Annotated in this window: 16 protein-coding genes; 14 read left to right on the plus strand and 2 right to left on the minus strand. The window is 56.3% G+C overall.

Annotation, left to right across the window (positions count from 1 at the left end; all coding sequences use genetic code 11):
* Nucleotides 1–49: 49 nt before the first annotated feature.
* Nucleotides 50–3,967 carry a carboxypeptidase regulatory-like domain-containing protein gene (locus tag JAO29_RS03195; protein ID WP_334266733.1) on the minus strand — a complete coding sequence of 1,306 codons (3,918 nt, stop codon included), beginning with the start codon at nt 3,965–3,967 and terminating at the stop codon, nt 50–52.
* Nucleotides 3,968–4,333: 366 nt separating this feature from the next.
* Between JAO29_RS03195 and JAO29_RS03200 the strand changes: the two genes are divergently transcribed.
* The 14 genes from JAO29_RS03200 (at nt 4,334) to JAO29_RS03265 (ending at nt 23,979) form a co-directional block, all read left to right on the plus strand.
* Nucleotides 4,334–5,425: a hypothetical protein gene (locus JAO29_RS03200; protein ID WP_334266734.1), complete on the plus strand. Its 1,092-nt coding sequence runs from the start codon at nt 4,334–4,336 to the stop codon at nt 5,423–5,425.
* A 23-nt stretch (nt 5,426–5,448) separates the two neighbouring features.
* A complete protein-coding gene (locus JAO29_RS03205; protein WP_334266735.1) occupies nt 5,449–6,606 on the plus strand; it encodes a lactonase family protein in 1,158 nt (385 codons plus the stop codon).
* A 228-nt stretch (nt 6,607–6,834) separates the two neighbouring features.
* Nucleotides 6,835–8,145 carry an MFS transporter gene (locus JAO29_RS03210; RefSeq protein ID WP_334266736.1) on the plus strand — a complete coding sequence of 437 codons (1,311 nt, stop codon included), beginning with the start codon at nt 6,835–6,837 and terminating at the stop codon, nt 8,143–8,145.
* Nucleotides 8,146–8,308: 163 nt separating this feature from the next.
* The gene (locus tag JAO29_RS03215) at nt 8,309–9,469 is read left to right on the plus strand and encodes an ATP-binding protein (protein WP_334266737.1); all 1,161 of its coding nucleotides are present in this window, start codon (nt 8,309–8,311) and stop codon (nt 9,467–9,469) included.
* The gene (locus JAO29_RS03220) at nt 9,466–10,089 is read left to right on the plus strand and encodes a response regulator transcription factor (protein ID WP_334266738.1); all 624 of its coding nucleotides are present in this window, start codon (nt 9,466–9,468) and stop codon (nt 10,087–10,089) included. The genes JAO29_RS03215 and JAO29_RS03220 overlap by 4 nt, the downstream gene beginning before the upstream one ends.
* A 279-nt stretch (nt 10,090–10,368) precedes the next feature.
* Nucleotides 10,369–13,644, plus strand: a complete 3,276-nt coding sequence (locus tag JAO29_RS03225) for a TonB-dependent receptor (protein WP_334266739.1) — start codon at nt 10,369–10,371, stop codon at nt 13,642–13,644.
* 89 nt (nt 13,645–13,733) lie between these two features.
* Entirely contained in the window at nt 13,734–14,516 is a 783-nt protein-coding gene (locus JAO29_RS03230; RefSeq protein WP_334266740.1) for an RraA family protein, read from the plus strand.
* A 331-nt stretch (nt 14,517–14,847) separates the two neighbouring features.
* Nucleotides 14,848–16,122 (plus strand): selenocysteine synthase, encoded by a 1,275-nt coding sequence (locus JAO29_RS03235; protein WP_334266741.1) that lies wholly within the window; start codon nt 14,848–14,850, stop codon nt 16,120–16,122.
* Between the two features lie 44 nt (nt 16,123–16,166).
* The gene (locus tag JAO29_RS03240) at nt 16,167–17,786 is read left to right on the plus strand and encodes a Cys/Met metabolism pyridoxal-phosphate-dependent protein (RefSeq protein ID WP_334266742.1); all 1,620 of its coding nucleotides are present in this window, start codon (nt 16,167–16,169) and stop codon (nt 17,784–17,786) included.
* 307 nt (nt 17,787–18,093) lie between these two features.
* A complete protein-coding gene (locus JAO29_RS03245; protein ID WP_334266743.1) occupies nt 18,094–18,819 on the plus strand; it encodes an ATP-binding cassette domain-containing protein in 726 nt (241 codons plus the stop codon).
* Nucleotides 18,820–18,957: 138 nt separating this feature from the next.
* Nucleotides 18,958–20,292, plus strand: a complete 1,335-nt coding sequence (locus JAO29_RS03250) for an MFS transporter (RefSeq protein WP_442886298.1) — start codon at nt 18,958–18,960, stop codon at nt 20,290–20,292.
* 272 nt (nt 20,293–20,564) lie between these two features.
* The gene (locus tag JAO29_RS03255) at nt 20,565–21,113 is read left to right on the plus strand and encodes a RidA family protein (RefSeq protein WP_334266745.1); all 549 of its coding nucleotides are present in this window, start codon (nt 20,565–20,567) and stop codon (nt 21,111–21,113) included.
* 24 nt (nt 21,114–21,137) lie between these two features.
* Entirely contained in the window at nt 21,138–22,508 is a 1,371-nt protein-coding gene (locus tag JAO29_RS03260) for an aminotransferase class V-fold PLP-dependent enzyme (RefSeq protein WP_334266746.1), read from the plus strand.
* A gap of 106 nt (nt 22,509–22,614) precedes the next feature.
* Entirely contained in the window at nt 22,615–23,979 is a 1,365-nt protein-coding gene (locus JAO29_RS03265) for an amidohydrolase/deacetylase family metallohydrolase (RefSeq protein WP_334266747.1), read from the plus strand.
* 74 nt (nt 23,980–24,053) lie between these two features.
* Here JAO29_RS03265 and JAO29_RS03270 read toward each other — a convergent pair whose 3' ends face one another.
* Nucleotides 24,054–25,112 carry a lactonase family protein gene (locus JAO29_RS03270; RefSeq protein WP_334266748.1) on the minus strand — a complete coding sequence of 353 codons (1,059 nt, stop codon included), beginning with the start codon at nt 25,110–25,112 and terminating at the stop codon, nt 24,054–24,056.
* Nucleotides 25,113–25,227 lie beyond the last annotated feature (115 nt).

A 25,227-nucleotide genomic window follows, 5' to 3' on the forward strand; every position in this document is an offset into this window, starting at 1 on the left:
GGATGGTGAGACAGATGGCGGGCACGAGGAGATCCCGCCATCCGCAGTTTCAGAAGGTGAAGTGTCCGGCGAGTTCGAATGCCCGCGGGTTGTTTCTTACGGAACCGATGGTTCCAAAGGCTGCGGATCCCCAGACTGCATTTGGATTCGAGAAGATGGTGTGGTTCCAGGTGTTGAAACAATCAACCTCTATTGCAAGAGCCATTCCTTCTCGCGGAAGACCGAAGGAGCGCTTGAGCGCCGTGTCGACGTTTTGCGCTCCGGGATTGGTGAGGTGCAGCGCCCCTGTACGGGGAGCATTGCCAATGAGGTTGATCGCAGTCACGCCTGCCGGTGAAATCACGCTTGGAGCCTTGAACCCATTCGTGTCGAAATACTTGACTGCCGTGCAGTTCTGTCCCTGGCCAAGATTGCACGCCGTGCGACCGTTGGGGCCAGTGCCGAAGCCGCCATTGATTCGGGCGTTTCCTGCGAAAGCTGGATTCAGATCCGGCATGCACTGCCCCTGTCCTGGAGAGTTGCATCCGCCGTATGTAACTGCAGCAGGAGTTCCGGACTGGTAGGTGTAAATTCCGGAGAGCTGCCAACCGCTTCCGAGCGCACGTCCTATCCAGCTGCTTCCTCCTATATGGTCTTTTCCAAAGGGGAGACTCCAGACGCCGAAGCCGTTAATAACATGCGGACTGCTGACCAGTGTCTGCGACCGTTCGATGCGGTCCTGGTGATAATCTCTTCCGCCGCCGGAGAGGGCCGCCGCCGGAATGTCGAAGCCGCTGCGAAACGAACCGTCATCACCGACATTCCGCGACCAGGTGTAGTTGAACTGGAACGTCAGGCCATGGGACAGCCTCTGTTCGACCGTTACCTGCAAAGAGTTGTAGCTGAAGTTCCCGACGTTGCCCCAGGTATCGGAGACGCCGCTGTATTGAGGGAATGCGACCAACCCCTGCGCAATGGTTGCCGCGTTGTAGCCTGATTCCGCCGCCGCCTGGAAGTAGCCTGGGATTTTGATTCCCGGCATTGCTGCCTGCGCTTTTGCAACGTTGGCTGCCGTTGCAGGGGCTAGGAGGAGCGGGACGTTTCCGGTGCCCACGAGAGAACCTAGACCCGCCAGGTAGATAGGATTCAGTTGATTGGTCCAGTAGCCGCGCGCGCTTCCTGTTCCAGCGTTTGTCGAGTTGATAAGATGATGGCTCTGGTTTCCGACATAGTTGATCCCGAGAGTCATATTGTTGGTGAGAGCTCGCTGCATGCCGACGTTATAGAACATGAAATTCGGCGCGCGGCCGGAGAAGTAAGGATCGGCATACGATACGCTGCCAGCCGTTACAACTTTTCCGTTTCGTAGATAGTTTCCTGCATTGAGTGACTGTGATGCCGCGCCCGGGACGGGAGCGGACGGATAGGCATATCCAGGTCCAAAGAGGGAGGTATTCGCAAGCCCCAGGGCTTGGAAGGCAGAGCTGTTGTTGAGGTAAAACGATGGACCTGCCGATGCTCCGGTGGTCGACTCGGCCGGAGAGGTGGCAGTTGTGTTGAAACCGAGTTGTCCCGTTCCGTTGAATGCGCCGCCTCGACCTCCAACGCCGCCACCCTGTGAATAGACCCGCCCGATTCCGGCACGAAATACCGTCTTGTCATCGGGGCTGAACGTCACACCCACGCGTGGTCCCCAGTTTTTCCAATAGGTCTGCACGGGCGTTCGGCAGTTGCAACTGACGCCCGGACCACCATTGTCGCCAGCAAACTGGATTGCGCCTGGCGTTCCGGTGGCGGGATTGGTGAGGTTCGGATTCATGAAGCTCCAGCGGTCTTTCACCTCCCGATAGGGTGGTAGATAGTCCCACCGTAGGCCGGCATCGATGGTGAGCTTCGAGGTCACCTTCCAGGTATCTCCGACATAAGGAGCAATCGTCCGGTATCGCCCTCCGACTTCACTGACGGGCTGCAGTCCGAGCGAGATGGGTGAGACAGCCCCCAGCAGAAAACTTGCATAGGAGTAGCCAGAATTAGTTGAATTCAGAGCGCTCGAGTTATTGGCGAACTGCGCAGTTGAGTTTGCGTTGTACGGCAGATTGAGGATGCCGGTGTAGGTCGCCGGATTGGCATTATTGATCTGTTGCCACTGAATTGTGATTCCGAACGTCAGTGTATGGGCGCCTCTCACCCACTGCAGGTTGTCGACCAGAGCGAAATTGTTCGGAGTCGTCTGCTGGGTTGAGGACGCGTTTCCTGGAGTTGTTCCCTGGGCAGCCTGCCACGTCTGAATAGGGGTTCCAAACTTCGTGGTGCTGCCAAATGTCGCCGCCGGGAAGTTCTGTCCGGCCTGACCAGCAGGCAGATTGGTGATTCCCAGTGTGCCGATCTGATATGTCGGTTCGTTCTGGGTTGGGTTCGTGATGTTTTGGAAGAAACGGACGTAACCGAACTTCAGTTGGTTCACCATCGTGTTCGAGATCGTATAGGCGTCCTGAATGTCGAAGACCTTCGGGAAGATGCTGGCCAGCGTTCCGCCGGTATAGGGCAGCGGAAGGTAAGGCTGGTTGAAGTTGTTCACATAGTTCACAGTTCCCATCGCCCCAACCGTCGAGATGCGGTGATTCGGTGTCATCTGGAAATCAACGCGATAGTTGTAGAGATGGTTATCGAAACCCTGAGCGAGGCCGGCGGTGTAGTTGTTGACCAGCTGCAGAGAGTTCGTTGGGTCCGGAAGAAACTGCTGCTGCGCCTTTGCGATGGGGGATATATAGCCATCCGGAATGACGTTGTTGGTTGGAACGCCATTCTTGATTCCCTGGAACGGCCTTCGCGTACAGACGCCGCCGCTGCAGGTAGTACTCGTCGGATCGAAGAGGAAGGCTGGATTATTGGCTCCAGTTCCTACGAGGCCGCCGGTTCCTACTCCTCCGTTAAGCTCCGTGAAGTCTCCCTGGCGCTGAAGAACGGATGGAATCGTGTAGCTGGTTGAATTCCTCTGGGTCCGATTGTGGTAGCGGTCGTACGCAAAGAAGAAGAACACTCTCTTCGTCCCGGGAACATGGCCGCCGATCGTCACCGCAAGTTCATTCTGGTGATCGACAGGCTTAACCATCTGACCGCCACTTGTTTTGACAAAGGGCCATGCATCGAGGGAGGTATTCCGGATGAAGTCCTTCACGGAGCCGTGATACTTCAGCCCTCCCGATTTCATCGTGAAGTTCGAAGCACCTGCACCGGCATATTCCACCGGTGGCGTGCTTGTGACTACCTGGATCTGGTCGATCGCATCGACAGTAACGGCCTGAGACACGAGACGGTTGTCACCTTGCTGGCTGACGGTCTGGGCAGGCAAACCATCGAGGTAGAGCTGGCCGAGATAGTTGCCGGTGCCGCCGATGATCGGCAGGCGAGCTCCAGCCGTAGCTCCCGGCGATAGCTGCGCGACATAGGTCGGGTCGCGCTGCTGCCCGTTGAGCGCCAGTGGCAGATTGGCATAGGTCGTGTTCTCTACGGTCAGCCCTAGCGTAGCGTTGGTTGTGACCAGTTGCGGAGGAGCTTCGGTGACCTCGACGGTCGTATCTGCGGCTCCGATCTTCATGGAGATGTTCAGCGGAGTCATGGCCAGAGCGTTCGCCGTCAAATTCTTCTGAAGATAGTCGCTGAACCCTGCCGCCTGAACCTTGACGGTGTAAGTGCCAGGCAGGATAGGGGAGACGGTGTAGAGCCCATCTCCTGTGGTCTTTCGTGTCAGAGCAACGCCAGTGGCGTTATTCGTGACGACCACGGTGGCGTTCGGAATGGCTGCTCCTTCCGAATCGGTGACGGTTCCCTGGATGCCAGCCTCTCCGCCGGTCTGGGCCAGCGTGCTGACGGGGCTGAATGCGGTCACCACCAGCAGGACGCCCAGAAACAGCAGATTCCTGCTTGTATCAGTTGATCGCAGCGATATTCCGGCGTGCTTCTTGAGAGCACTCATGAGATGTGGCATTGGTCCCTCCTCGAGATGGACGGTGTCTGTCCGCAGAGAACTCTAGGTTTCGCAAAATAGAAGTGTCAATAGGAAAATAGTGTCTCATGGTAAAAAGTGGACGGATCAATCCGGGACGGGAACTCCGCCGTATCCAGCAGAAGATCGTTCCACATGCGGTGCGGGCTGCTTTCGGCCGGAACTGACGTCAAGAAGCGGCTGGACCATTTCCTTGCATGGAGATAGGCCTTAAGCCCTAGTGAGACCCGCCGCGTTTTCGGAGATGATGGATAGCGACACGTCCCAGCAGAGAGACGAAGCTTCAAAAGATAGTCCCATACGATCCATGGGGATCAGGGAAGAGGAGCAGAACGAGAGATGCCATTAATGAGGAACCGGAGAGAGCAGCGTCTGCAAACGTCGATGATCCTGATGGGCGCGATGCTGTTGCCTGCTTCACTTGCGGCACAGTCCGCTGAAACTAAAGCGGCACCATGCGCGGATGTTCCCCACGCGGATCATCCCAGCAAGCTCCTTTCGAACGGCAAGCTGAACGTGCTGGTATTTCTGCCAGATACCAGGAACGGCTACTACCGCTCTACGCGCTTCGACTGGTCCGGCGTGGTGGGCTGCGCCTCTGTCGACGGTCATAACTATTTTGGAGAATGGTTCGCGGACTACGATCCGCTCAAGAACGATTCGATCACCGGGCCGGTGGAAGAGTTTCGCACCAGCGTCGGTAGTCCGGCCCACACAGGCCCCAAGGGAACAATGTTCGTGCAGCCTGACGCTATCGGATACGCTGACGCCAAGCCTGGCGAGCTGTTCCTGAAGCCGGGCGTAGGCGTGCTGCGCAAAGTAAAGGATGCCCCGTATCAGTTCGGATTTCCTTACCCCATCGTCGATACGGGCAAGTGGACTGTCAAGGCGAAGCGCCGCTCCATTTTGTTTCGACAGGTTCTCCATGGGCCGCAGGGATACGCCTACGTGTACGAGAAGATCCTTTCCCTCGATAAGAATGGCTCTGTGATGACGCTCGAGCATCACCTCAAAAACACCGGGACCAAAACCATAGACACGAGCGTCTACGATCACGACTTCTTTATGCTGGATCGAAAACCGACAGGCCCTGATATGGTGGTTCACTTTGCATTCGAGCCAAAGGCGGAAGATCCCCTCGGCGAAGCGGGAAAGATCGAGGGCAAGGATCTTAAATTTACTCAACCTCTCGGGCCGCGCCGGGGAGTATCCGGCTACCTGACGGGCTACTCGAACAGCCCTCACGACTACGACTTTACTGTGGAAGACACGGCGACCGGAGTTGCAGTAAGGCAGACGTCAGACTCGCCTCTCGCTCGTCTTTACTTCTGGTCCACTCGAACCACGATCTGCCCCGAGGGATATATCCATCTCAATATCCCTCCAGGCAAGACGGGTAAATGGACCATCCGTTACCAGTTCATAGCTCCCTCGCACTAACTAAAAGCAAGAATCGGAGAAAGATGCCCCGCATTACTCGACGTCAATTTGTCCAGACCTCTTCTGCGTTCGCTCTCGGCACTCATCCATGGCATAGCTGGGCAAGGTCAGCCGGACGACAGTTACTGCTCGTTGGTACGGTCACAACTGCTCCCAGCACCAGCCAGGGCATTTACTTGTTTGAATTCGATGCGACCAAAGGTGAGCTGAAGCAGATCGCACTGGCTGCGAAGTCTGAGAGCCCGACGTTTTTAGCACTTAGCCCTGACGAGTCTCATCTGTTTGCAGTCAACGAAGTCCGTCAATTTCAGGGCAAGCCCACCGGCTCAGTCTCGAGCTTTGCTTTGAACAAGAAAAGCGGCATGTTAAAAGCGATAAACCAGGCTACCTCGATGGGAGGGGGCCCTACCCACATCACCGTGGACCATACTGGTCGTTGCGTCTTTGCTGCAAACTACGGCGGTGGAAGTGTCGTGTCCTTCCACGTGGATGATCAGGGACAACTCAGTGAGCCTGTCTCATTCTTCCAGTATGCTGCGGACCCGGAGAAGCACGAGCGCAGACCTCATGCGCATCGGGTCACAGTCTCACCCGACAATCGCTTTCTGCTGGTTAACGATCTGGGATTGGATGTCATCCATATCTATCGTCTGGATGCTGCCACCGGAAAGCTGACCCTGAACGATCCGCCATTGTGGCAAGCTACTGCGGGATACGGCCCTCGAGTCCTTTGTTTTCATCCCAATGGCCGATGGGCCTACTGCGTCAACGAGCTCAGGCCCACAGTGAATGTTCTTGAATGGAACAGCCAGCGGGGGATACTTACTACCGTCCAGGATGTGTCCCTGGTCCCGCCGGGCTACCAGGGTAAGGCTGCGCCGGGCGACGTTGTCTTCGACAAGTCCGCGAAGTTCGCGTATGTCACCAGTCGGCTGGACGATTTTATGGCGACCTTCTCTATCTCGCCGAAGGACGGCAAGCTCACATTCGTCGAGAAGACCTCGTGTGGCGGGACCAGGCCGCGGCACCTGGCGATGGATCCCTCTGGCGCGTGGCTCCTGATCGCAAATCAGGACTCAGACAATATAGCGGTATTCGCACGAAACAAGAAGACGGGTCGTTTATCGTCCACCGCACAGTCGTTTCCGCTAGCGACGCCGATGTGTCTTGTCTTCTTCTAGGGCGGTTTGTTCCGCGTCACTCAACCGGCACCGTCCCGCTCCCCCTCAATTAAATAGGCCGGTTCTCTATGGAATTTTGTATAGTAATGGCAACTCCAGTCAGACATGCAGGTTTGACCTTGGTCGCTCCAAGAAGGTTCCAAGATGTGCCTTCCTGGGTTTAGCCATTTCTCGCAGACGAGAGGAGACCGAGCTGTCGTGGGGAGCGGGGGGATTTTGGGACGTTGGATGCGAGTTCGGTATTTTCTGGCCTTCTGGCTGTTTGTATTGAGCGGCGTCGCCTTCCTTGATCGAACCAACATCTCCATCGCCGGACTCCAGATCAGTAACGAATATGGATTGGGAAATCAGCGACTGGGCTGGATCTTCAGTGCGTTTCTGATCGGATATGCCGGGTTTCAGCTTCCCGCAGGCTGGTTGTCGGCCCGCTTCGGCCCTCGTAGAGTTCTGACGATTGGTGTCATGTCCTGGGGAGTGGCCACGGCTTTCACGGCGCTTTTGCCCAGCAACATACCCTATGCGGTCGTCCTGCTGATCGGAATACGATTCATACTCGGCGCAGGAGAATCCGTCATCTACCCTGCTGCAAATCAGTTCGTTGCGCGGTGGGTTCCGTTGCAGGAGCGCGGATTCATCAATGGCCTCATCTTCGCGGGCGTAGGAGCCGGCAGCGGCCTGACGCCTCCGATGCTCACGTGGCTGATTACGCATCACGGATGGCGTGCCGCTTTCTGGTTCAGCGCACTTGTGGGTTTCGCTGCTGGAACCGTCTGGTGGATTCTCGCTCGTGACACTCCGGAAGAGCATCCAGGGATGATGCCGGAAGAGTTGAAGGAGATTCGTGACGGACTGTCTTTCGTCGGCACCAATCCAGTTTCTTCACCTCCGCCTTCCGCCGAGAATGCGTCCGGCCATACGGTTATCTCGTGGAGGGCGATCTTGCATCGCCGGGATCTTCCCGCCTTGATGCTGGGATACTTCAGTTTCGGATATGTGGCTTGGATCTTTTTCAGCTGGTTTTTCCTCTACATGACCCAGGTCCGGGGCTTCGACCTCCGGTCCAGTGCGCAGTATGCGATGCTGCCGTTTTTATCGATGACGGTCTGCTGTCTGGTGGGTGGTGCCTTGAGCGATCGCCTTACCGGCAAATATGGCCTTCGTGTCGGACGCTGCGGGCTGGCAGCTGTCGCCATGGTTCTGAGTGCCATCTCCCTTGTGCTGGGGTCGCAAGTGCAGAGTCCGGAGCTTGCCGGTATCGTTCTGGCGGTAGGCGCGGGCGCCCTCTATCTGTCGCAAAGCTCTTTCTGGTCGGTTTCGGTCGATATCGCGGGACGCAGCTCTGGCGTGTTTTCGAGCATGGTCAATATGGGAGGACAGATTGGAGGGGCATTGACCGCATCGCTAACTCCCTGGATTGCTCAACGTTATGGCTGGACGACGTCTTTCTCCGTCTCGGCCCTCCTGGCAATCGTTGGCGCCATCTGCTGGATGACAGTCCACCCCGAACACCCGCTCGACGAAGAACTCACAGCTGCATAAGGATTTTTATTGCAGTTATTATGGAGCTGTGATGCCGTAATAACATCCTGTGTTGATTAGCTTCCATTTCGTGAAGGCGTTTTTCAGCCTGTTCTCGATACGCCTTGGCCAGAGACTTTCCGGTAGGCACGTCCGCCTGGGCTGCTTAGGCCTGCTGTGCATTATGCTCGTACCAGTTTCCCTTGCACAGACCGAAGCGCATCCCTCCGGCCCCTACCTCGCTGAGAAATCTCGATCAGGGGCTCTGCCCGGCCTCTCGAGCTGGAGGAGTGATAGTCTGCCTCACATCGAGGTCGCAGACGGCAGTCACGAGATCGTGATTCTCTTCGACAAAGACGGTCTCTCCGAGCCGGCTTCAACCGAGGTTCGTTATCGTCTCGTCGGGTATGACTCAGAGTGGAAAAACACCCGGCTCCGGGCAGCTCACTACAGCCAACTGACACCCGGCAGCTATCGTTTCGAGGTTCAAGAGCGCAAAGAGGGAAGCGGCGAGTGGCTTTCTCATGCGATGGACCTCTCGATCGGGGAAAAGCCCGAGATCTATGAGAGCTGGTACTTCTATCTCGTCCTGCTGCTTTTGGCGATCGTCCTTCCGGCCTATCTCTATCGCCGACGGGTTCAGATGATGAAGGGGCACATCGGAATCGTCCTTGAGGAAAGAAATCGCATTGCGCGGGAGTGTCATGACACGCTGATGGCGGGTTTCGCTGCAATCTCCTGGCAGCTTGAGGCTACGGCAAAGCTCTTCAGCGATTCAGACCTGACAGCAACGCCTGCAGCCAAGTCCTGCGAGCTTGCTCGAAGCATGGTCTCTCACTGTCAAGCTGAGGCACGCCGCATCATCTGGGATCTTCGCGACAGCGATGAGATGACCAATGTGCTCTCGCAAGCCCTCGCCCGCACTCTGACTGCGAATCACCTGCGCGGATCCATCTCCACCGTTCTCGATGTGGATGGCGATGAGCCCCCGCTACCTCCGGGGTGCGTGCATCATCTGGTTTGTATCGGGCAGGAGGCAATTACCAATGCCATCCGCCATGCAAATCCTACTAATATTGTTGTGCGTCTAAAGTATGATTCTGACGCGCTCAATCTTTCTATCCAGGATGATGGTAGAGGCTTTCAGTCTTCTGGCCTGACTGCCTCTCGTCGCGGACACTTCGGTATCCCTGTGATGGAAGAACGGACTCGCAAGCTCGGCGGAACCTTCCGCCTGCAATCTACGGTTGGGGGCGGCACAGAGGTAAGTATCTGGGTTCCGTTCAACGCCATGCAGTTACCAATCAATCAGGAACATCACGTCATACGTTGGATCGGGATATGAAACAGATACGGGTTCTTCTTATTGAGGATCACTTCCTCGCACGCATGGCTCTCCACTCCGTTCTCTCAGGCCACTCGCAGATCCGAATCATCGGTGAAGCCTCCGATGGAGAATCCGGAATCACGATGTTCCGTCAGCACCGGCCGGACGTTGTGGTGCTCGACCTTCGACTTCCTCGCGTTAGTGGTTTCGAGGTAATCACGGAACTGCGCAAGGAGTTTCCGGCTGCGCGCATCGTGGTTCTCTCAAATTACCGCGGCAGCGAGGACATCTATCGAGCCGTGCGCAGCGGCGCCATGGCCTATCTCACCAAGGATGCGAGTGGGGAAGAGCTCTTGAACGCCATCCAGAACGTCGACCGCGGCCTACGCTATCTTCCACATGTGGCGCTTGACAGGCTCGCGGAACGGATGCCGTCCGTCGAACTAACTCCTCGGGAGTCCGAGGTGCTTGCCTGTATCACTCAGGGGCGGAGCAATCGAGAGATCGCCGAAGAGCTTCGTATCGCTGAAAAGACGGTTCGGATCCACGTCAGCTCCGTTCTGGACAAGATGGGAGCCCGGGATCGCACTCAAGCCACCATCTACGCGCTGCAGCGAGGGCTGATTCATCTGGATTAAATCACGATGTAGCTTAGTTTAGCAGGATAAAACACGTTCACTTTACGCCTCAAAGCCCACCTGATCATGGCGCTCAGGCGCTCTTTGGATGCATCTCCAAGAAAACTAGGTCATTCGCCTTAAAGGCGGGCACGACAACTGCCTGATGACAGTTTCCTCAAAAAAAGGTGAAATGATCTCACTCGATAATCAGATCCGGTACAAACCGCGGTACCGGTTCTTCGTTGACTGCTCGTTCATCGCAACGAACAGCTGCTATTCGGATAATAGGAGTCTATTGTGAAAAGAGCATTATTCTGTTGTTTAGCTCTATTGGCCGCTCCATTGGCCCTTATGGCCCAGGTCGCAAATAATACCTCGCTCGTCGGCACGGTGACAGACGCGACAGGTGGGGTGATCGCCGGCGCTCACGTTACGGGCGTCAACCAAGATACGAAAGTCTCCTATTCCGGTGATACCAACGGTCAGGGGTATTATTCGATTCCGTTCGTAGCAACGGGCACATACAACATCACGGTCGAGAAGTCCGGCTTCCAGAAGGTCACAAGCTCCGGCGTGGTCGTTCAGCTCAACATGGCGGCACGTACCGATGTCTCGATGACAGTCGGCTCCGACTCCACAGAGATCACGGTGTCAGCTGCGACACCCGCGCTGTCGACCGACGATGCCCTGATTGGCGACACCATCAGCACTCATCAGGTTACCAATCTTCCGATGAATACCCGTCGTGTGATGGACCTTGCAACAACGGCTTCAAATGTGATCCAAGGACCGAAGACTTCGTTCACCGGTGTTCCCCCCGGAGCGAACTACATCGGCGCCGGTACCCGCGAAGTGACAAACTCGCTGACGCTGGACGGTATCACGATCATGAATTCTCTGATCTCGTCCTCGCCCGTAACCCCAAATCCGGACGCCATCTCGGCCGTGCAGATCCAGAGCGGTAACTACACCGCTCAGTACGGCGCTTACATGGGTATTCACATCAACTCGGATACGAAGTCGGGTACCAACACCATTCACGGAACCGCTTACGACTACATTCAAAACGACTATCTGAATGCCAAGCCCTGGCTTGCAAAGTCCACCGACAAGGTCGCGAAGATGCGCTTTAATCAATTCGGTGGTGTTATCGGCGGCCCTGTGGTAATTCCGCATCTTTACAATGGTCGCGATAAGACTTTCTTTATGGGGTCATACGAAGGTCTACGTCAGTATCAGCAGCAGCTCAGCATTGTTACGGTCCCCACTGTCAAGATGCGGTCTGGTGATTTTTCCGAGATTCCATTCCAGCTCTATAATCCTGCAAACCGTACTGTCCCTTACGCCAACAACCAGCTTCCAGTCTCCCCGGTTGCAGCAAAGCTCTTGCAGTACTACCCGTTGCCAACCCAGGCAGGCGTAGGCAGCAACTTCAGTGGTTATGTTCCTCTTGAGCTTGTCCAGAATCAGACCCTCGATCGCGTCGACCACAACATCGGTCAGAACGTTCGCCTCTTCGGTCGCTTCCTCTGGCAGAAGCTCACATTCATTCAGGGCAATGCTGTTCCCACATCCAACATCTATTCGCCGACGACGGACCGCAACGGTGTCATCGGCTATACCCACATCATTACGCCTACCTTCATTAATGACTTCCGTCTGGGCTTCAATACGCTCACCAGCGACGTCAACAATGGATTCGCGCAGAACGGCCAGAATGACGCTGGTTCTCAGCTTGGAATTCCTGGGTTTACAGCGGACGTCGACAACTCGAATCCCGGTATTCCCACCATCACTCCGGCGGGTTATGCTGGTCTGGGTTCCTCCGGCACCAACTGGAAGCAGGATGACCGCACCGTCCACGGTTATGACCAGATCACTTGGACCAAGGGTAAGCACAGCATCATGGCAGGCGCCGACATTCGTCGCATGACCATCGGCCGCGCCGCTCAGAACGATCCTCGTGGCAAGTTCAACTTCAGCGGCATCTACACAACACAGTGCGTTTTTGACCCGAAGAAGCCAAATCAGCCCTGCGGTAATGCTGCCGCGGGAAATGCTCTGGCCGATATGGTCGTTGGGATCTCCTCGGCGGTCCAGACGCCCACCTTCCAGGTAAAGGGTTCTGTTGGAAGCTGGCGCAATGGTTACTTCGTCCAGGACAACTGGCAGGTAAATCAGAAGCTCACGCTGCTCTATGGCGTCCGCTACGAACAGCCGACAATTCCTTACTCCCTTAATGGCAATGCGCGAATCCTGAACCGCGACTTTACGGCTCTCATTCCGGCCACCAACGCCACCAATGGCGCTACCTTTACCCCTACACCCGGTTTCCAGTTCACCGGGCCGAACAACAACCTGTGGGCTCCCCGTCTTGGATTTGCCTATCGTGCCACGGATAAGATCGTGGTCCGCGGTGGTGGCGGTATCTACTACAACCCGAACCATCTGAATGCCTTTACTCTTGCAAGCGGAAACTATCCGCTGGCCAACACGACGATGTACAGCGCAGATCAGTATTTCTCAACAAATACCTTTGGGAACCCTAGTGGTGGCCTTACCCCGCCGGTAGCTTGCGTCCCGGGAACTCCGAAGTGCTACACTTCCGTTTTCACGGACGATTACAGGCTCCCCACTCCTCGTATGTATCAGTGGAACGTGGATACCGGTGTGGAACTCTGGAGAGATGCGGCATTCGAACTGCAATATCTCGGTTCCAAGTCTGTCCATCTGGACTTCTCTGCGCAGCCCAACCAGCCGCTGCCTGGTGCCGGAAACGTCAACGCCCGTCGTCCTAACCAGAACTTCGGTGCAATTCGTGAGATCGAGAACGGCGGGTACTCCACCTACAACGGCCTGACCGCTATTTTGCGCCAGCGCATGAATCATGGTCTTAGCATGAATCTCTCCTACACTTGGGCGCATAACATGGACACCTCCAACGACTCCAACGGTGGTGGCTATCTGATGAACCCGTACGACACCCACGCAGACTACGGCAATTCGAACTGGGACATCCGTCACCGATTCGTTGCTACGGTTCTTTATCAGCTTCCTGAGTTCTCCGGTCACAGCTATGCGGTCCGCACTGTGGCTGGTGGATGGCAGGCAAACATGATTCTGACCCTGCAGACCGGCATGCCATTCAACGTCGGCCTGGCTTCGGACATCGCCAACACCGGAACCAGCGGAACCCAGCGCCCTAACTTCGTGAAGACCGCGACGAACACCTGCACCGCGGGATTCGTAGTTCGCAACGGTACATCGGCAAACTGCATTGATTCCTCGGCCTATGCAATACCCGCTCAATTCACCTATGGCAACGTCCATCGCAACGACCAGCACGGCCCCGGTCGCGAGTTGGTGAACTTCTCGATGTTCAAGAACTTCCCAATTTACGAACGGCTGACATTCCAGCTGCGTGCTGAAGCGTTCAATCTCTTCAACCACGCGAATCCAAACAACCCGAACTTCGGGGGCACGCCACAGCTCGGCACCGCAAGCTTCGGCAATATCACCAGCACGCAGACCGATCCTCGCGTCCTGCAGATCGCTGGCAAGATCAACTTCTAACTTCTCAATGCTTCAAGCCGCCGGATCTCGATCCGGCGGCTTTTTTCGTCTTACATCAAGTAGCATTGCCTCTAACTTCAGGAGTAAAAATGAGTTCTGTAACCTCTTCTTGGTTTCTCCGGCTGCGAACGGTCGCAACGGTCGCCGTCGTGTGCGCCACGGCTTTGACCATCACCCATATCGTGCGTGCCGATGCGCCCAAAACCGCGGCTGATTACGCAGCAGACCCGGCAGGCATGCTTGAGGCCTACCGCCACGTGGAAGCGGCTTCCGTCTCTGACGCGATCGAGCAGGCGCTTCACCACAAGTCCTACATGTCTCACCATATGCAGTCCATCTTCCCAACCAAGTTTGCCGGCACAGCACTTACGGTCAGACTGGTGAAAGAGGAGAATCACGATTCGAATGCACTCTCGGGAATGCTGAGTGCGATCGACTCCGGAGGCCCCGGCTCCGTCTATGTGATGAAGATCGATGATGGCGCGGATATCGCCGGTATGGGTGGCCTCATGGGGACTGCCATGTTCGCTCGCGGATTCGCAGGCGCAGTGGTGGACGGAGGCGTTCGGGACCTCCCCCAGCTGAAGAAGATCGGTTTTCCGGTCTACGCCCTCGGTCCGGTTCCGTCAACTTCCGTCGGTCACTATCGTTTTGGTGGCGCCAATATCCCGATCGAGTGTGACGGAGTCAAGGTCAATCCAAAAGATATCATCGTCGCCGATCAGGACGGTGTGGTCGTCGTACCCCGGGAGCACGCAGCGGAGATCCTGGTGCTCGCGCAGAAGCTCGATAACAGTGAGCACTCCATGTATCCCTACATCGAAAAATTCCACTCCATTGTTGAGGCCGTCAAGCAGTTCGGCAGGATCTAATCATTCCTACGGAACTGGAAAACAGGCTGCAGGTGGCACATCTATCGATCAGAATGACGATCTCGGGTCGTCGATGTGCCGCTCTCCTTCCCATAGCGTAGGCAATCTGTCCTATCTCCCATGCGCACCATTTGACCGTATCTCTTCATCGTGAATACACATAAGATTCATGCACAACAAGACTTCCTTATGTCCCTGGCATCTGTCGTAGCTTCTCCTTTGTCTCTCTGCGCATGACAAATCTGTGTGTCTCAGGTTTAGATGGTCATTGCATACACATCATCATCCAGACAATCCTCTGTGGCTGTTAACCGAAAAGGAAGGTTTTTCGATGGCTAGTGAACCGGTTTCCGGCGCTGTAACGCGCCGCAGTTTTCTGCAATGGTCACAATCGATGGTGGCTATGGTCGGTGTAGCTCCACTGGTTGCCTCCTCAACGGAGGCGTTTGCGGCGCCAAGCGAAGCTGGGACAGCCACGGACTATTACGCCAAGCTCGGCGTCAAAAAGATGATCAACGCGGCAGGCACATACACGATGTACACCGCTGCCGTTATGCCCCCGCAGGTCATTCGCGCTGTTGAAGAGGCTGCGAAGCATCCGGTCCATCTTCACGAACTCCAGCTCCGTGCAGGAGAATACCTGGCCCAAAAGCTGCGCTGCGAGGGTGCACTCGTCTCCTGCGGCGCTTCGTCAGCCCTTACCCTTGCGACGGCGGCCTGTATAACCTCTGCGAACAATTGCAAGCCCGATGATATCCCGCAGGATGTTGCTTCCATGAAGAACGAAGTCATCGTTCAGAAGGCGCATCGCTACGGGTATGACCACGCCATCTTCCTCTGCGGAGCCAAGATCGTAGAAGTAGAGACGCTCGAAGACTATAAGCGCGCCTTCAACGAGAAGACCGTCATGACCAACTTCTTCAATGCTGCTGAGAAGGGCGAGATCGGTCATGAACAGTGGCTTGAAGTGGCCCACCAGCACAATGTCCCATGCCACATCGACGCGGCAGCTGACATGCCCCCAATCTCGAATCTCTGGAAGTACACCGGCATGGGATTTGATCTTGTCTGCTTCTCGGGAGGCAAGGGAATCCGTGGTCCGCAGAATGCTGGCCTGCTGCTTGGCAAGAAGAACCTCATCGATCTGGCACACCTGAACAACAATCCTTACGAAGGTGTAGGCCGCGGCATGAAGGTGGCGAAAGAGCAGATCGTAGGTATGGTTGCCGCTGTGGACTGGCTGCTTGAGCAGTCGGACGAGTCCATGGAGAAGGAGTTCACGCGACGTGCTGATGTGATCAGCAAGATCGTGAAAGATGTTCCGACGCTGAAGGCGACCATCTTCACGCCAGAGGTCGCGAACCATGTCCCGCATCTCATCCTCACCTACGACCCGGCCGTCGTCGGAATTACGCCGAAAGAGGTTCAGGCGAAGCTTCGTGCTCTCGATCCTTCTATCGAGCTGAATCCCGCCACTGGCAGTCAGCGCGCCGGCAACGGAATGCCTGCCTGCCCCAATGCACTCGTCGTCGGTACATGGATGCTCTTGCCCGGAGAGCCTGAGATCGTCGGTCACCAGATCCGTGCGGCGCTTAAAAAGGCCTAAGCTTAGAAGTCTCTACTCAGAAACAGCATAAGGAGGGTCGAACGATGTCATCGCTTCGCAACGGTAAATGGTCTCGTCGAGAGATACTTAGGCAGTCTGGAATCGTCTCGGCCCTTGGAGCTGCTACCGCTATATCTCCGGTCGCCGCAAGTGCAGCGGGAATGGCCGATAAGACGGCCTCCAGGGCTACTCTCGTCCATGATGGCGACCTGCATGACAACCTGTTTACCCGGATCGGTGTACGTCCCATGATTAATGGTCGTGGCACGTACACCATCATCAGTGGCTCCTGTTCGCTGCCGGAGGTGAAGCAGGCTATGTACGATGCTTCCTTCTTCTTTGTTCAGCTCGACGAGATGATGAACGGCATCGGAGCGCAGCTCGCTGAACTTACAGGTGCGGAGTGGGGAATCACGACGACCGGATGCGCGGCGGCTATCTGTCTTGCCACTGTTGCCTGCATTGCGGGAACAGACATAGAAAAATGTCAGGCGTTGCCGTACGTCAAGAAGAAAGATCAGGTCATCATTCCCAACCACTCGCGCAACCCCTATGACATCGGTGTTCGCATGAGCGGCGTAGAGGTCATCGAAGTCGACTCGCCTGAAGAATTCCGCTCCAAGCTGTCTGATCGTACCGCTATGGTTTACATACTCTCCGGACCCCTGTCGACCTCCGGCCCGATGAGTATCAGCGTCCTCTGCGGAATCGCGAAGGAAAAGAATGTTCCCGTCTTTGTCGACGCCGCTGCAGAAGAGCCGATCAAACCGAATATTCACCTCGCTGCTGGAGCCTCGCTCGTCGGCTACTCCGGTGGCAAGTGCATGCGTGGACCCCAGTCCTCCGGCATGATGATCGGAAATAAGGAACTCTGCAAGGCAGCCTACTATCAGGCTGCGCCGCACCATTGCTACGGTCGCGCTCTGAAGTGCAGCAAGGAAGAAGCTATGGGCCTGCTCGCCGCGGTGCGCCAGTGGTACAAGCGTGATCACGCGGCCGAACAGGCACAGTGGCTCGCCTGGATGCAGCACATTGCGGATCGGCTCAAAGGCATTCCGAATGTGACCGCAGATGTGATCCCGGCACAGGAAGATCTCTCAAACCGTTGCGCCACTCTTAGAATCCACTGGGATGCTGCGAAGGTTGGAATAACGGGAACAGAGGTGGCGGCCCGTCTCGATGCCGGGACGCCTCGCATCGCCCTGCTGGGAGCACAGGGGCGCCGTCCGGACATCATGGAGAGTTCGATCGGAGTCACGTCTTACATGATGGAAGCCGGTCAGGACAAGATCATCGCCGATGCCCTTCATGAGGCGCTGACGAATCCCGGCTCGCATCCCGATCCGTCGGTTCCTGCAGGTAGTCCTGCATCGGTCCAGGGATCATGGGCGGTCACGATCGATTACCTTCGTGGCACAGGAGAGCAGAAGTTCGTTCTTGATCAGAAGGGAACTGAGCTGACCGGCGAGCATCACGGCGAGATCTACAATTCCAGCTTAAAAGGGGAAGTCCACGGAGATCAGATCGAACTGCACAGCATCATGCCGGTCGGCGGAAATCCCCTCCATTACAACTTCAAAGGCACGGTAAGCGGGGGAAATATGTCCGGAACGGTCAACATGGGCGAGTACGGAGATGCCCGTTGGAGCGCAGTCCGGGCCTAGTTTCCTAGGCAATTTGGCCTACTTTGATCCTGAACCACAGGGCCGATGACGCTTGGGTTTTTTTATTCGAAAATAATCCAAGTCAATCGATTTTTCTGCGCATAGCAAACGTCGCGAGATAAGAGGATGAACTTCGAAGATCGCTCTCTCTCGCCGTGCGCTGTCTTGTGTGAAGGGTAGCGAAGCGCTGCGCGATCTGGCTGGTTGGAAGTCGAAGATGAGAAAAACGTTCAATCCCTCTGCGAATTCGTGCGACATCTTCTATACGCTCACGCCTGAAAACGTGAAGCTTCATGGAGCGCTATAGATGTCCTTCGCCGTCGCCCTACAAGATGTTTCGTTTGGATATGATGTGCGCTCTCCCATCCTTCAGGTGAACCGGCTCAACATCCAACGAGGAAAGAAGATCTTTATTCACGGAGTTGCCGGAAGCGGGAAGACGACTCTTCTCGGTCTGATCGCCGGCATCCTCCGGCCGCAGCGAGGGACGTGCGAGGTGCTCGGACGAGAGCTGACCCACCTCTCCCTCTGCGATAGAGATCACCACCGTGGATCTGAGATGGGCTGCATCTTCCAGCGTTTCAATCTCATTCCCTACCTCACGGTGAAGGAGAACATCGAGCTTCCTTGTCGGGTTCATTCCAGGCGGCAAAAAGGAATCTCTGCGACGAGTCTGGATCGCGAGGTCTTGCAGTTGGCCGAGAAGCTCGATCTGCATCGAGAACTCGACTCGAGTGTCAGTGGATTGGACACAGGGCAGCAGCAGCGGGTGGCTCTAGCGCGTGCCATTATCGGGAAGCCCCCTCTGATTATTGCGGATGAGCCTGTTTCGGCACACGACGGTCTTCCGCGTCAGCGGTTTTTGCAGCTGCTTCTTGAGCTATGCGGTCACGCCCGGGCCACCCTCATCTTTGCCAGCCACGATCGTTCCCTGATGCCTCATTTTGAGGAACATATCTCCATAGCCGAGATCAACTCAATGGCTCCCGGCGACGTTTCGGGAAACCAGCGACCAGAGCCTGCCTATCAGTAGATTCCGAATGCGCATAGAGGAGTGCGCTGACAGACTGAAAGGCGGCCCGATTTCCAGAAGGTATTGGCCCGAGCAACACCTTAGATTTTGATTGCAAGGAAACAGTATGCGGCGCCACGATGAACGCCGTTGGAGTGAATGATGTTAGAACGTTGGATAAGAGTTCGATATTTCTTAGCATTTTGGTTGTTCGTATTAAGCGGAGTCGCTTTTCTTGATCGAACAAATATCTCGATCGCTGGTCTCCAGATCAGCAATGAATACGGTTTGGGCAATCAGCGCCTTGGCTGGATCTTCAGTGCGTTTCTGATCGGCTATGCAGGCTTCCAGCTTCCTGCCGGTTGGCTGGCAGCTCGTTTTGGACCGCGGCGCGTCCTGACGCTGGGCGTTATGTCGTGGGGCGTGGCAACGGTGCTCACCGCACTGCTACCGACGAAGATTCCTTACGCCGTCGTCCTTCTCATCGGCATTCGCTTCGTCCTGGGCGCCGGCGAATCCGTCATCTATCCCGCGGCCAATCAATTTGTCGCACGATGGGTTCCTGTGCAGGAGCGGGGTTTCATCAATGGCCTCATCTTCGCCGGGGTCGGTGCTGGAAGCGGTCTCACCCCGCCCATGCTCACCTGGCTCATTACCCATCACGGCTGGCGAGCGGCATTCTGGTTCAGCGCTATCGTGGGCTTTATCGTTGGTGCAGTCTGGTGGCAGTTCTCGCGAGATACGCCGGAAGAATATCCCTCCATGTCAGCCGGAGAACTTATCGAGATTCGCGACGGCCTCTCCCTTGGAACGGCTCCCATTCCGCCAACCTCGGACACCAAGAACTCAGGCACCAAAATCTCATGGCGTGCCATCTTCCATCGCCGCGATCTTCCCGCGCTGATGATCGGGTATTTCAGCTTCGGTTACGTCGCATGGATCTTCTTCAGCTGGTTCTTCCTCTACATGGCCCAGGTGCGGGGCTTCGATCTCAAGTCGAGTGCGCGATATGCAATGCTTCCATTCCTCTCCATGACCTTCTTCTGCCTGCTGGGAGGAATGCTGAGCGACCGTCTGACAGCGAAGTACGGTCTTAGGGTTGGACGTTGTGGCCTTGCATCCGTCGCTCTTGTCCTCACTGCGATCTTCCTCGTCCTCGGTTCACAGGTACATAGTCCTCAGCTGGCAGGTTTCATCCTCGCAGGCGGAGCCGGAGCTCTCTATCTCTCTCAAAGCTCCTTCTGGTCTGTCTCTGTCGATATCGCCGGTGGAAGCTCGGGAGTCTTCTCCAGCCTGGTCAATACCGGCGGTCAGATCGGCGGCGCCGTGACCGCTTCGCTGACTCCCTGGGTGGCTCAGCGCTATGGATGGACAACCTCCTTCGCGATCGCCTCTTTCCTTGCGATTGTTGGAGCTATCTGCTGGATGACGGTTCACCCGGAACTTCCTCTTGTAACTGAATCTGATGTGGAGGAGCGGTCTTTTGCAAGATAGGTCATACGGCCTAGACTAGAAATAAGTCATTTGCCTGTAGTCAATCGAATCGAAGAAAACCTATCATTCGACACACATTAATCAATCTTGTTTAATCGCGGTGTAGTCGGCATACCACCTGCACGCTCGTATGATCTTCGGCTGCTAAATGCTGCCAGGCTCGGCAGGTAGTTCATCGTCGGCGCTTTTCGGGCCGTAAGCTATTCAGAATAAGTAACGAAGTCAGAATTCGTTATCAAAGAACCAGGACCTAAGAAAAAGGAGAAAAGGCAATGGAAGTCAACTCCCGCCGTACTTTTTTTGGAAAGCTCGCGGCCCTCGCAGCCGTCGTCACCGGTGGTCCCAGCCTGTTAGCTCAGCAGGCTCCCAGCGCAGCGCCTCCTGCTCCCGAGCGGCGCCCGCACGGCAACCATGTCCACAACGGCATCTACTACTTCTCCGGCACCGGCTCCAACGACGGTTACCCCAAAGAGGACCATGTTCTGGTGACAGATCCCTTTGAGAAGCATGTCACCCGCTCGATGGACGCGCTCAAGAAGTCGCTGGAACATGCTGGATCCTCGATGGATGACATTCTCAACATGCAGGTCTTCATCTGCCTACCATCGGCTGAGGGTGTTACGGCTCCAGTCGGAAAAGCTCGCTTCGACGCCTACCTGGACCACTACAAGGCACTGAACAAGATCTACGGAACCTATTTCAGCCCCGGTAAAGCTCCCTCGCGGGCGTTTATGGCGGTGGATTGGATCCCCGGAGACTCTCTCGTCGAACTCGTCGGCAGCGCCCTGGTTGTCAATCCGCCTTCTACTTCGTCGAACTAGTTAACAAAAGGACAGGAGCTATAAATGAATTTGAAGTCCGGTTGGAATCGCCGTTCTTTCTTATCGATACTTGGTGCTGCAACGGGAAGTTTGATTGCGCCGCGTGCGTCGGTCGCGGAAAAGAAGAACAAGGATGAAAAACCCGGTGTAGACGGCCACGCGATCGTTCCGATCAAGAGCGGTCTGGGCTCGACGGGAGATGTCTACAAAGAGCTTGGCGTGACGCCGCTGGTCAACATCGTCGGCACGGTCACCGTCATTGGCGGCACCGTCATGAAGCCTGAAGTGATGGAGCTGATGCGCCAGGGCAACGAGCACTTCGTGATGATTAACGAGCTCGAAGTCGCAGCCGGCCGGTTTCTTGAGAAGCTCTGCAAGCTGCCTCCCGGATATACAGGTCTCGTCACTGGGGGTGTGGCGGCGGGAACTGTTGTTGCTTATGCCGGCATGCTGACCGAAGATCTTGAGCCGCGCATGAAGGCGGTTCCTGATCTGACGGGTTTCCCCAAGACCGAGGTCATCATTCAGAAGGCTCATCGCAACAACTTCGACCACCAGGTTCGTCAGACCGGCGTTAAGCTCATTGAGGTCGAAACGAAAGACCAGATGATCAATGCCATCAATGACAAGACGCTGGCGATGCATTACATCAATATCCAGTCAGATCGCGGTCAGGTGAGCGGCCCCGAGATGATTGAGATCGCCAGGAAGGCGAACATCTACACCTTCAACGACGCGTCTGCCGATGTTCCCCCCAAGGAGCGCCTGTGGGAGTACCCCGCGCAGGGTTGGGACTTTGTCGCCTTCTCGGGCGGCAAGGACATCTGCGGTCCGCAGGCAACCGGATTTCTCTTCGGTAAGGAGAAGTTGATCCGCTGGGCTCAGATGAATATGAGTCCGCAGGAAGACCGCATCGGTCGCTCCAGCAAGGTCGGTAAAGAGGAGATCTTCGCCGCTCTCAAGGCCATCGAAATGTTTGTCGATCAGGACTATGACGCGGTCCTCAGAGGCTACGATGAACGCGCCAATGTGATCTCGAAGGCAATCGCAAAGTTTGGAGTGACACCGCTTCCGCGAGAGTTCGACCCCAAGGCGCTGGGCAATGTCACCCCACACTACAGCTGGAAGATCGATCCCACCAAGGTGAACATCACCTCTCAGGAGGTCATGCACCAGCTCGCCGAGACCAAGCCCGTTGGCATAGGCAGCCTCAACGCCGACGCTGCTGGCATGCGCGGACGCAACCCGGATGCCCCGGCTCATCCGCCGGAGCGTCACCGCCGTCAGCAGGATCCGACGGTATTCGGCTTTACGGTCTGGCAGCTCAAGGAAGGCGAAGATAAGTATGTCGCCGACCGGCTCGTCGAGATCTTCAGCGCAGCGAAGAAGGCCTGACCTCTTCCCGAAACGTATCGCCATACGGCATAATTGGGACCTTCTTTGTATCTGTCGAGAAGGTCCCATCAAGCCGATCATTCCTGCCTGGAAATTTAGGAGATTCATGAAACGTCCGCTCTATCGCTTGACGCGATCCATCGCTTCCTGTTGCGCTGTGGCCTCACTCGCCGCTGCTTCTGTACATGCCTTCGCTCAGGCTCCTAACCTTGCCTACGATTTGGTTCTCCAGAATGGTCATGTCATCGATGACAAGAACCATATCGATTCGGTGATGGACGTCGCCATCAAGGATGGAAAGATCGCAAAGGTCGCTCCTCACATCGCAGGGTCTGATGCTCTGAAGACTATCGACGTGAAGGGCCTCTATGTGACCCCTGGTCTCATCGATATTCACTTCCATGGTTTCGAGGTTCCCGGCGAGCGCGGATCCTACGCTGGCGACAACAGCATCCGTCCTGATGGCTTTACCTTCCGCACGGGCGTCACCACGGTGGTGGATGCCGGTTGCGCGGGCTGGCGCAACTTCGAGGAATACAAGACCCGGATCATCGACCGGCAGAAGACCCGCATACTTGTCCTGCTCAACATCGTTGGCGCCGGCATGCGCGGCCCCAAGTATGAGAACAATCAGGCGGACATGGACGGTGCAGCCACCGCGGCGATGGCCCTCAAGTATCCGAAGATCGTTGTCGGCATCAAGACCGCCCACTACGCTGGTCCCGAGTGGACTCCGGTCGAGCAGGCCGTGATCGCAGGAACCAAGGCCAATATCCCCGTCATGGTCGACTTTGGCGAGAACCACCCCGAAAGCCGCCCGCTCTATGACCTGCTCACCAAGAAGCTGCGTCCCGGTGACATCTACACCCACATGTACTCCGGTCTGCGTAACGAGCAGGACCCCGTCACCAAGGGACCAAGCAAGGCATTTATAGAGGGCCGTAAGCGCGGCGTCTTCTTCGATACAGGCACGGGCGGCGGCAGCTTCCGCTTCTCCCTCGCCGTTCCCATGATCAAGGACGGATTTATCCCTGACTCGATCTCTACGGACCTCCACATCGGCAGCATGAACGGAGCCACCAAGGACGAGCTGAATGTTGCCAGCAAGATGATGGCGATCGGTCTCTCGCTTCAGCAGGCTATCGCTGAGATGACCTCGCATCCGGCACATGAGATCAAGCGTGAAGAGCTGGGTAATCTCTCCGTCGGCTCGGTCGCTGACATCGCCGTTCTCCGCCTCGAGCAAGGTCACTTCGGCTTCACCGATATGGACAACGTTCGCGTCGACGGGACGAAGAAGCTCACGGACGAGATCACCCTGAAGGACGGAAAGATCGTCTATGACCTCAACGGAATGGAAGCCGACAAGTATGGCGCTCCCCCCAGCCCGCACGCCGATCAGGCCTACCGCTGGACGAGCTTCGCGCACGGCCCGCGCCCGGCGGAGCCCGCCGATAACAACCGTCACTAATCGCTGTCCCGGCAGCAACAGAAGAGCCCAGCTTAGGCTGGGCTCTTCTGTTTCCCCTTTATCAGGCGACGACTCTACAGGAACACGATGCACTGCGGGCGCGAGAGCGGGAAGCTCTTACCTTCGTTCGAAAGTTTGCCGGTCTTCACATCCCGCGGGAAGACCGCGAGGTTGTCGGTCGCCTGGTTCGCCACCAGGAGCCACCGCTCCGTAGGATCCAGCGCAATATGCCGCGGCGTCTTGCCACCACAGGACGTCCTCTCCATCAGGGTCAGCTTCCCATCGGTCGGCGAAATCGAGAAGGACACCATAAAGTCGTCCAGTCTGTTTGCGACATAAACAAAGTGCCCCGCTTTATCGATGATGATCTCCGAGGGAGCCGACGGCCCGGTATGACCCTCCGGCACCGTCGAGATCAACTGTGCCGTAGTGAACACACCCTTCTTCGCATCCCAGTCCAGCACATTCACCGACGATCCCACCTCATTCGCGCAGTAGGCCCATCGTCCATTGGGATGAAACCGCAGCGCACGTGGTCCCGACCCCGGCTCCGCCTTCCACGCCGGAGGATCCTGCGGCGTCAGCTTCGCGGTCGATGCATCCAGGTGATATACGTGAATCTCATCCAGCCCCAGATCGTTCACGAACAGAAATTTATTGTCGGGCGACACTGTAACGCGGTGTCCCCTCGGTCCAGCCTGCTGCGGCTTGGGGCCATGTCCGCTGTACTGAAAGAACGAAACAGCGTCGCTCAGGTGACCCGTTTTGTCGACCGTGAAGGACGCGGCACTTCCACCACCGTAGTTCGCGGCAAATACGCATCGTCCCGTGTGATCCACGCTGACGTGGCAGGTTCCCGGGCCACCGGCTGAGACCTCATTCACCTTCGCCAGCTTCATCGTCTTGCGATCGACCATAAAGCTCGAGACCGCGCCACTCTTTTTGCCCTCATACTCATCCAGCTCGTTGGCTGCAAACAGCATCCTCTGGTCAGGAGACAACGCCAGAAACGTGGGATTATCCGCCTCAGCCGCAATCCCGGTCTGGGTCAGTTCGCCATCCGCTGCGTTGAAGTCGTATGCATAGATTCCTTTGCTGCCTTTGCCCGTCTGGGTCCCCACAAATAAAGGCATCTTTCCTCCACGCTGTGCTAATAAAGCCCACGGATGTGCTCCGAGAGCCGCTGCGGAAGATCCCTGGAGGAACCTGCGCCTCGACATCTTTACCATCGTTTCGTCTCCCCACTTT

Source organism: Edaphobacter sp. HDX4, from assembly GCF_036877565.1.
Lineage (GTDB): Bacteria > Acidobacteriota > Terriglobia > Terriglobales > Acidobacteriaceae > Edaphobacter.

Excerpts from the sequence above, each read along its gene's own strand:
- JAO29_RS03205 (WP_334266735.1), top strand. The coding sequence starts at position 5,449 with ATGCCCCGCATTACTCGACGTCAATTTGTCCAGACCTCTTCTGCGTTC.
- JAO29_RS03215 (WP_334266737.1), top strand. The coding sequence starts at position 8,309 with ATGCTCGTACCAGTTTCCCTTGCACAGACCGAAGCGCATCCCTCCGGC.
- JAO29_RS03235 (WP_334266741.1), top strand. The coding sequence starts at position 14,848 with ATGGCTAGTGAACCGGTTTCCGGCGCTGTAACGCGCCGCAGTTTTCTG.
- JAO29_RS03220 (WP_334266738.1), top strand. The coding sequence starts at position 9,466 with ATGAAACAGATACGGGTTCTTCTTATTGAGGATCACTTCCTCGCACGC.
- JAO29_RS03200 (WP_334266734.1), top strand. The coding sequence starts at position 4,334 with ATGAGGAACCGGAGAGAGCAGCGTCTGCAAACGTCGATGATCCTGATG.
- JAO29_RS03230 (WP_334266740.1), top strand. The coding sequence starts at position 13,734 with ATGAGTTCTGTAACCTCTTCTTGGTTTCTCCGGCTGCGAACGGTCGCA.
- JAO29_RS03245 (WP_334266743.1), top strand. The coding sequence starts at position 18,094 with ATGTCCTTCGCCGTCGCCCTACAAGATGTTTCGTTTGGATATGATGTG.
- JAO29_RS03260 (WP_334266746.1), top strand. The coding sequence starts at position 21,138 with ATGAATTTGAAGTCCGGTTGGAATCGCCGTTCTTTCTTATCGATACTT.
- JAO29_RS03250 (WP_442886298.1), top strand. The coding sequence starts at position 18,958 with ATGATGTTAGAACGTTGGATAAGAGTTCGATATTTCTTAGCATTTTGG.
- JAO29_RS03270 (WP_334266748.1), bottom strand. The coding sequence starts at position 25,112 with ATGCCTTTATTTGTGGGGACCCAGACGGGCAAAGGCAGCAAAGGAATC.
- JAO29_RS03265 (WP_334266747.1), top strand. The coding sequence starts at position 22,615 with ATGAAACGTCCGCTCTATCGCTTGACGCGATCCATCGCTTCCTGTTGC.
- JAO29_RS03255 (WP_334266745.1), top strand. The coding sequence starts at position 20,565 with ATGGAAGTCAACTCCCGCCGTACTTTTTTTGGAAAGCTCGCGGCCCTC.
- JAO29_RS03210 (WP_334266736.1), top strand. The coding sequence starts at position 6,835 with ATGCGAGTTCGGTATTTTCTGGCCTTCTGGCTGTTTGTATTGAGCGGC.
- JAO29_RS03240 (WP_334266742.1), top strand. The coding sequence starts at position 16,167 with ATGTCATCGCTTCGCAACGGTAAATGGTCTCGTCGAGAGATACTTAGG.
- JAO29_RS03195 (WP_334266733.1), bottom strand. The coding sequence starts at position 3,967 with ATGCCACATCTCATGAGTGCTCTCAAGAAGCACGCCGGAATATCGCTG.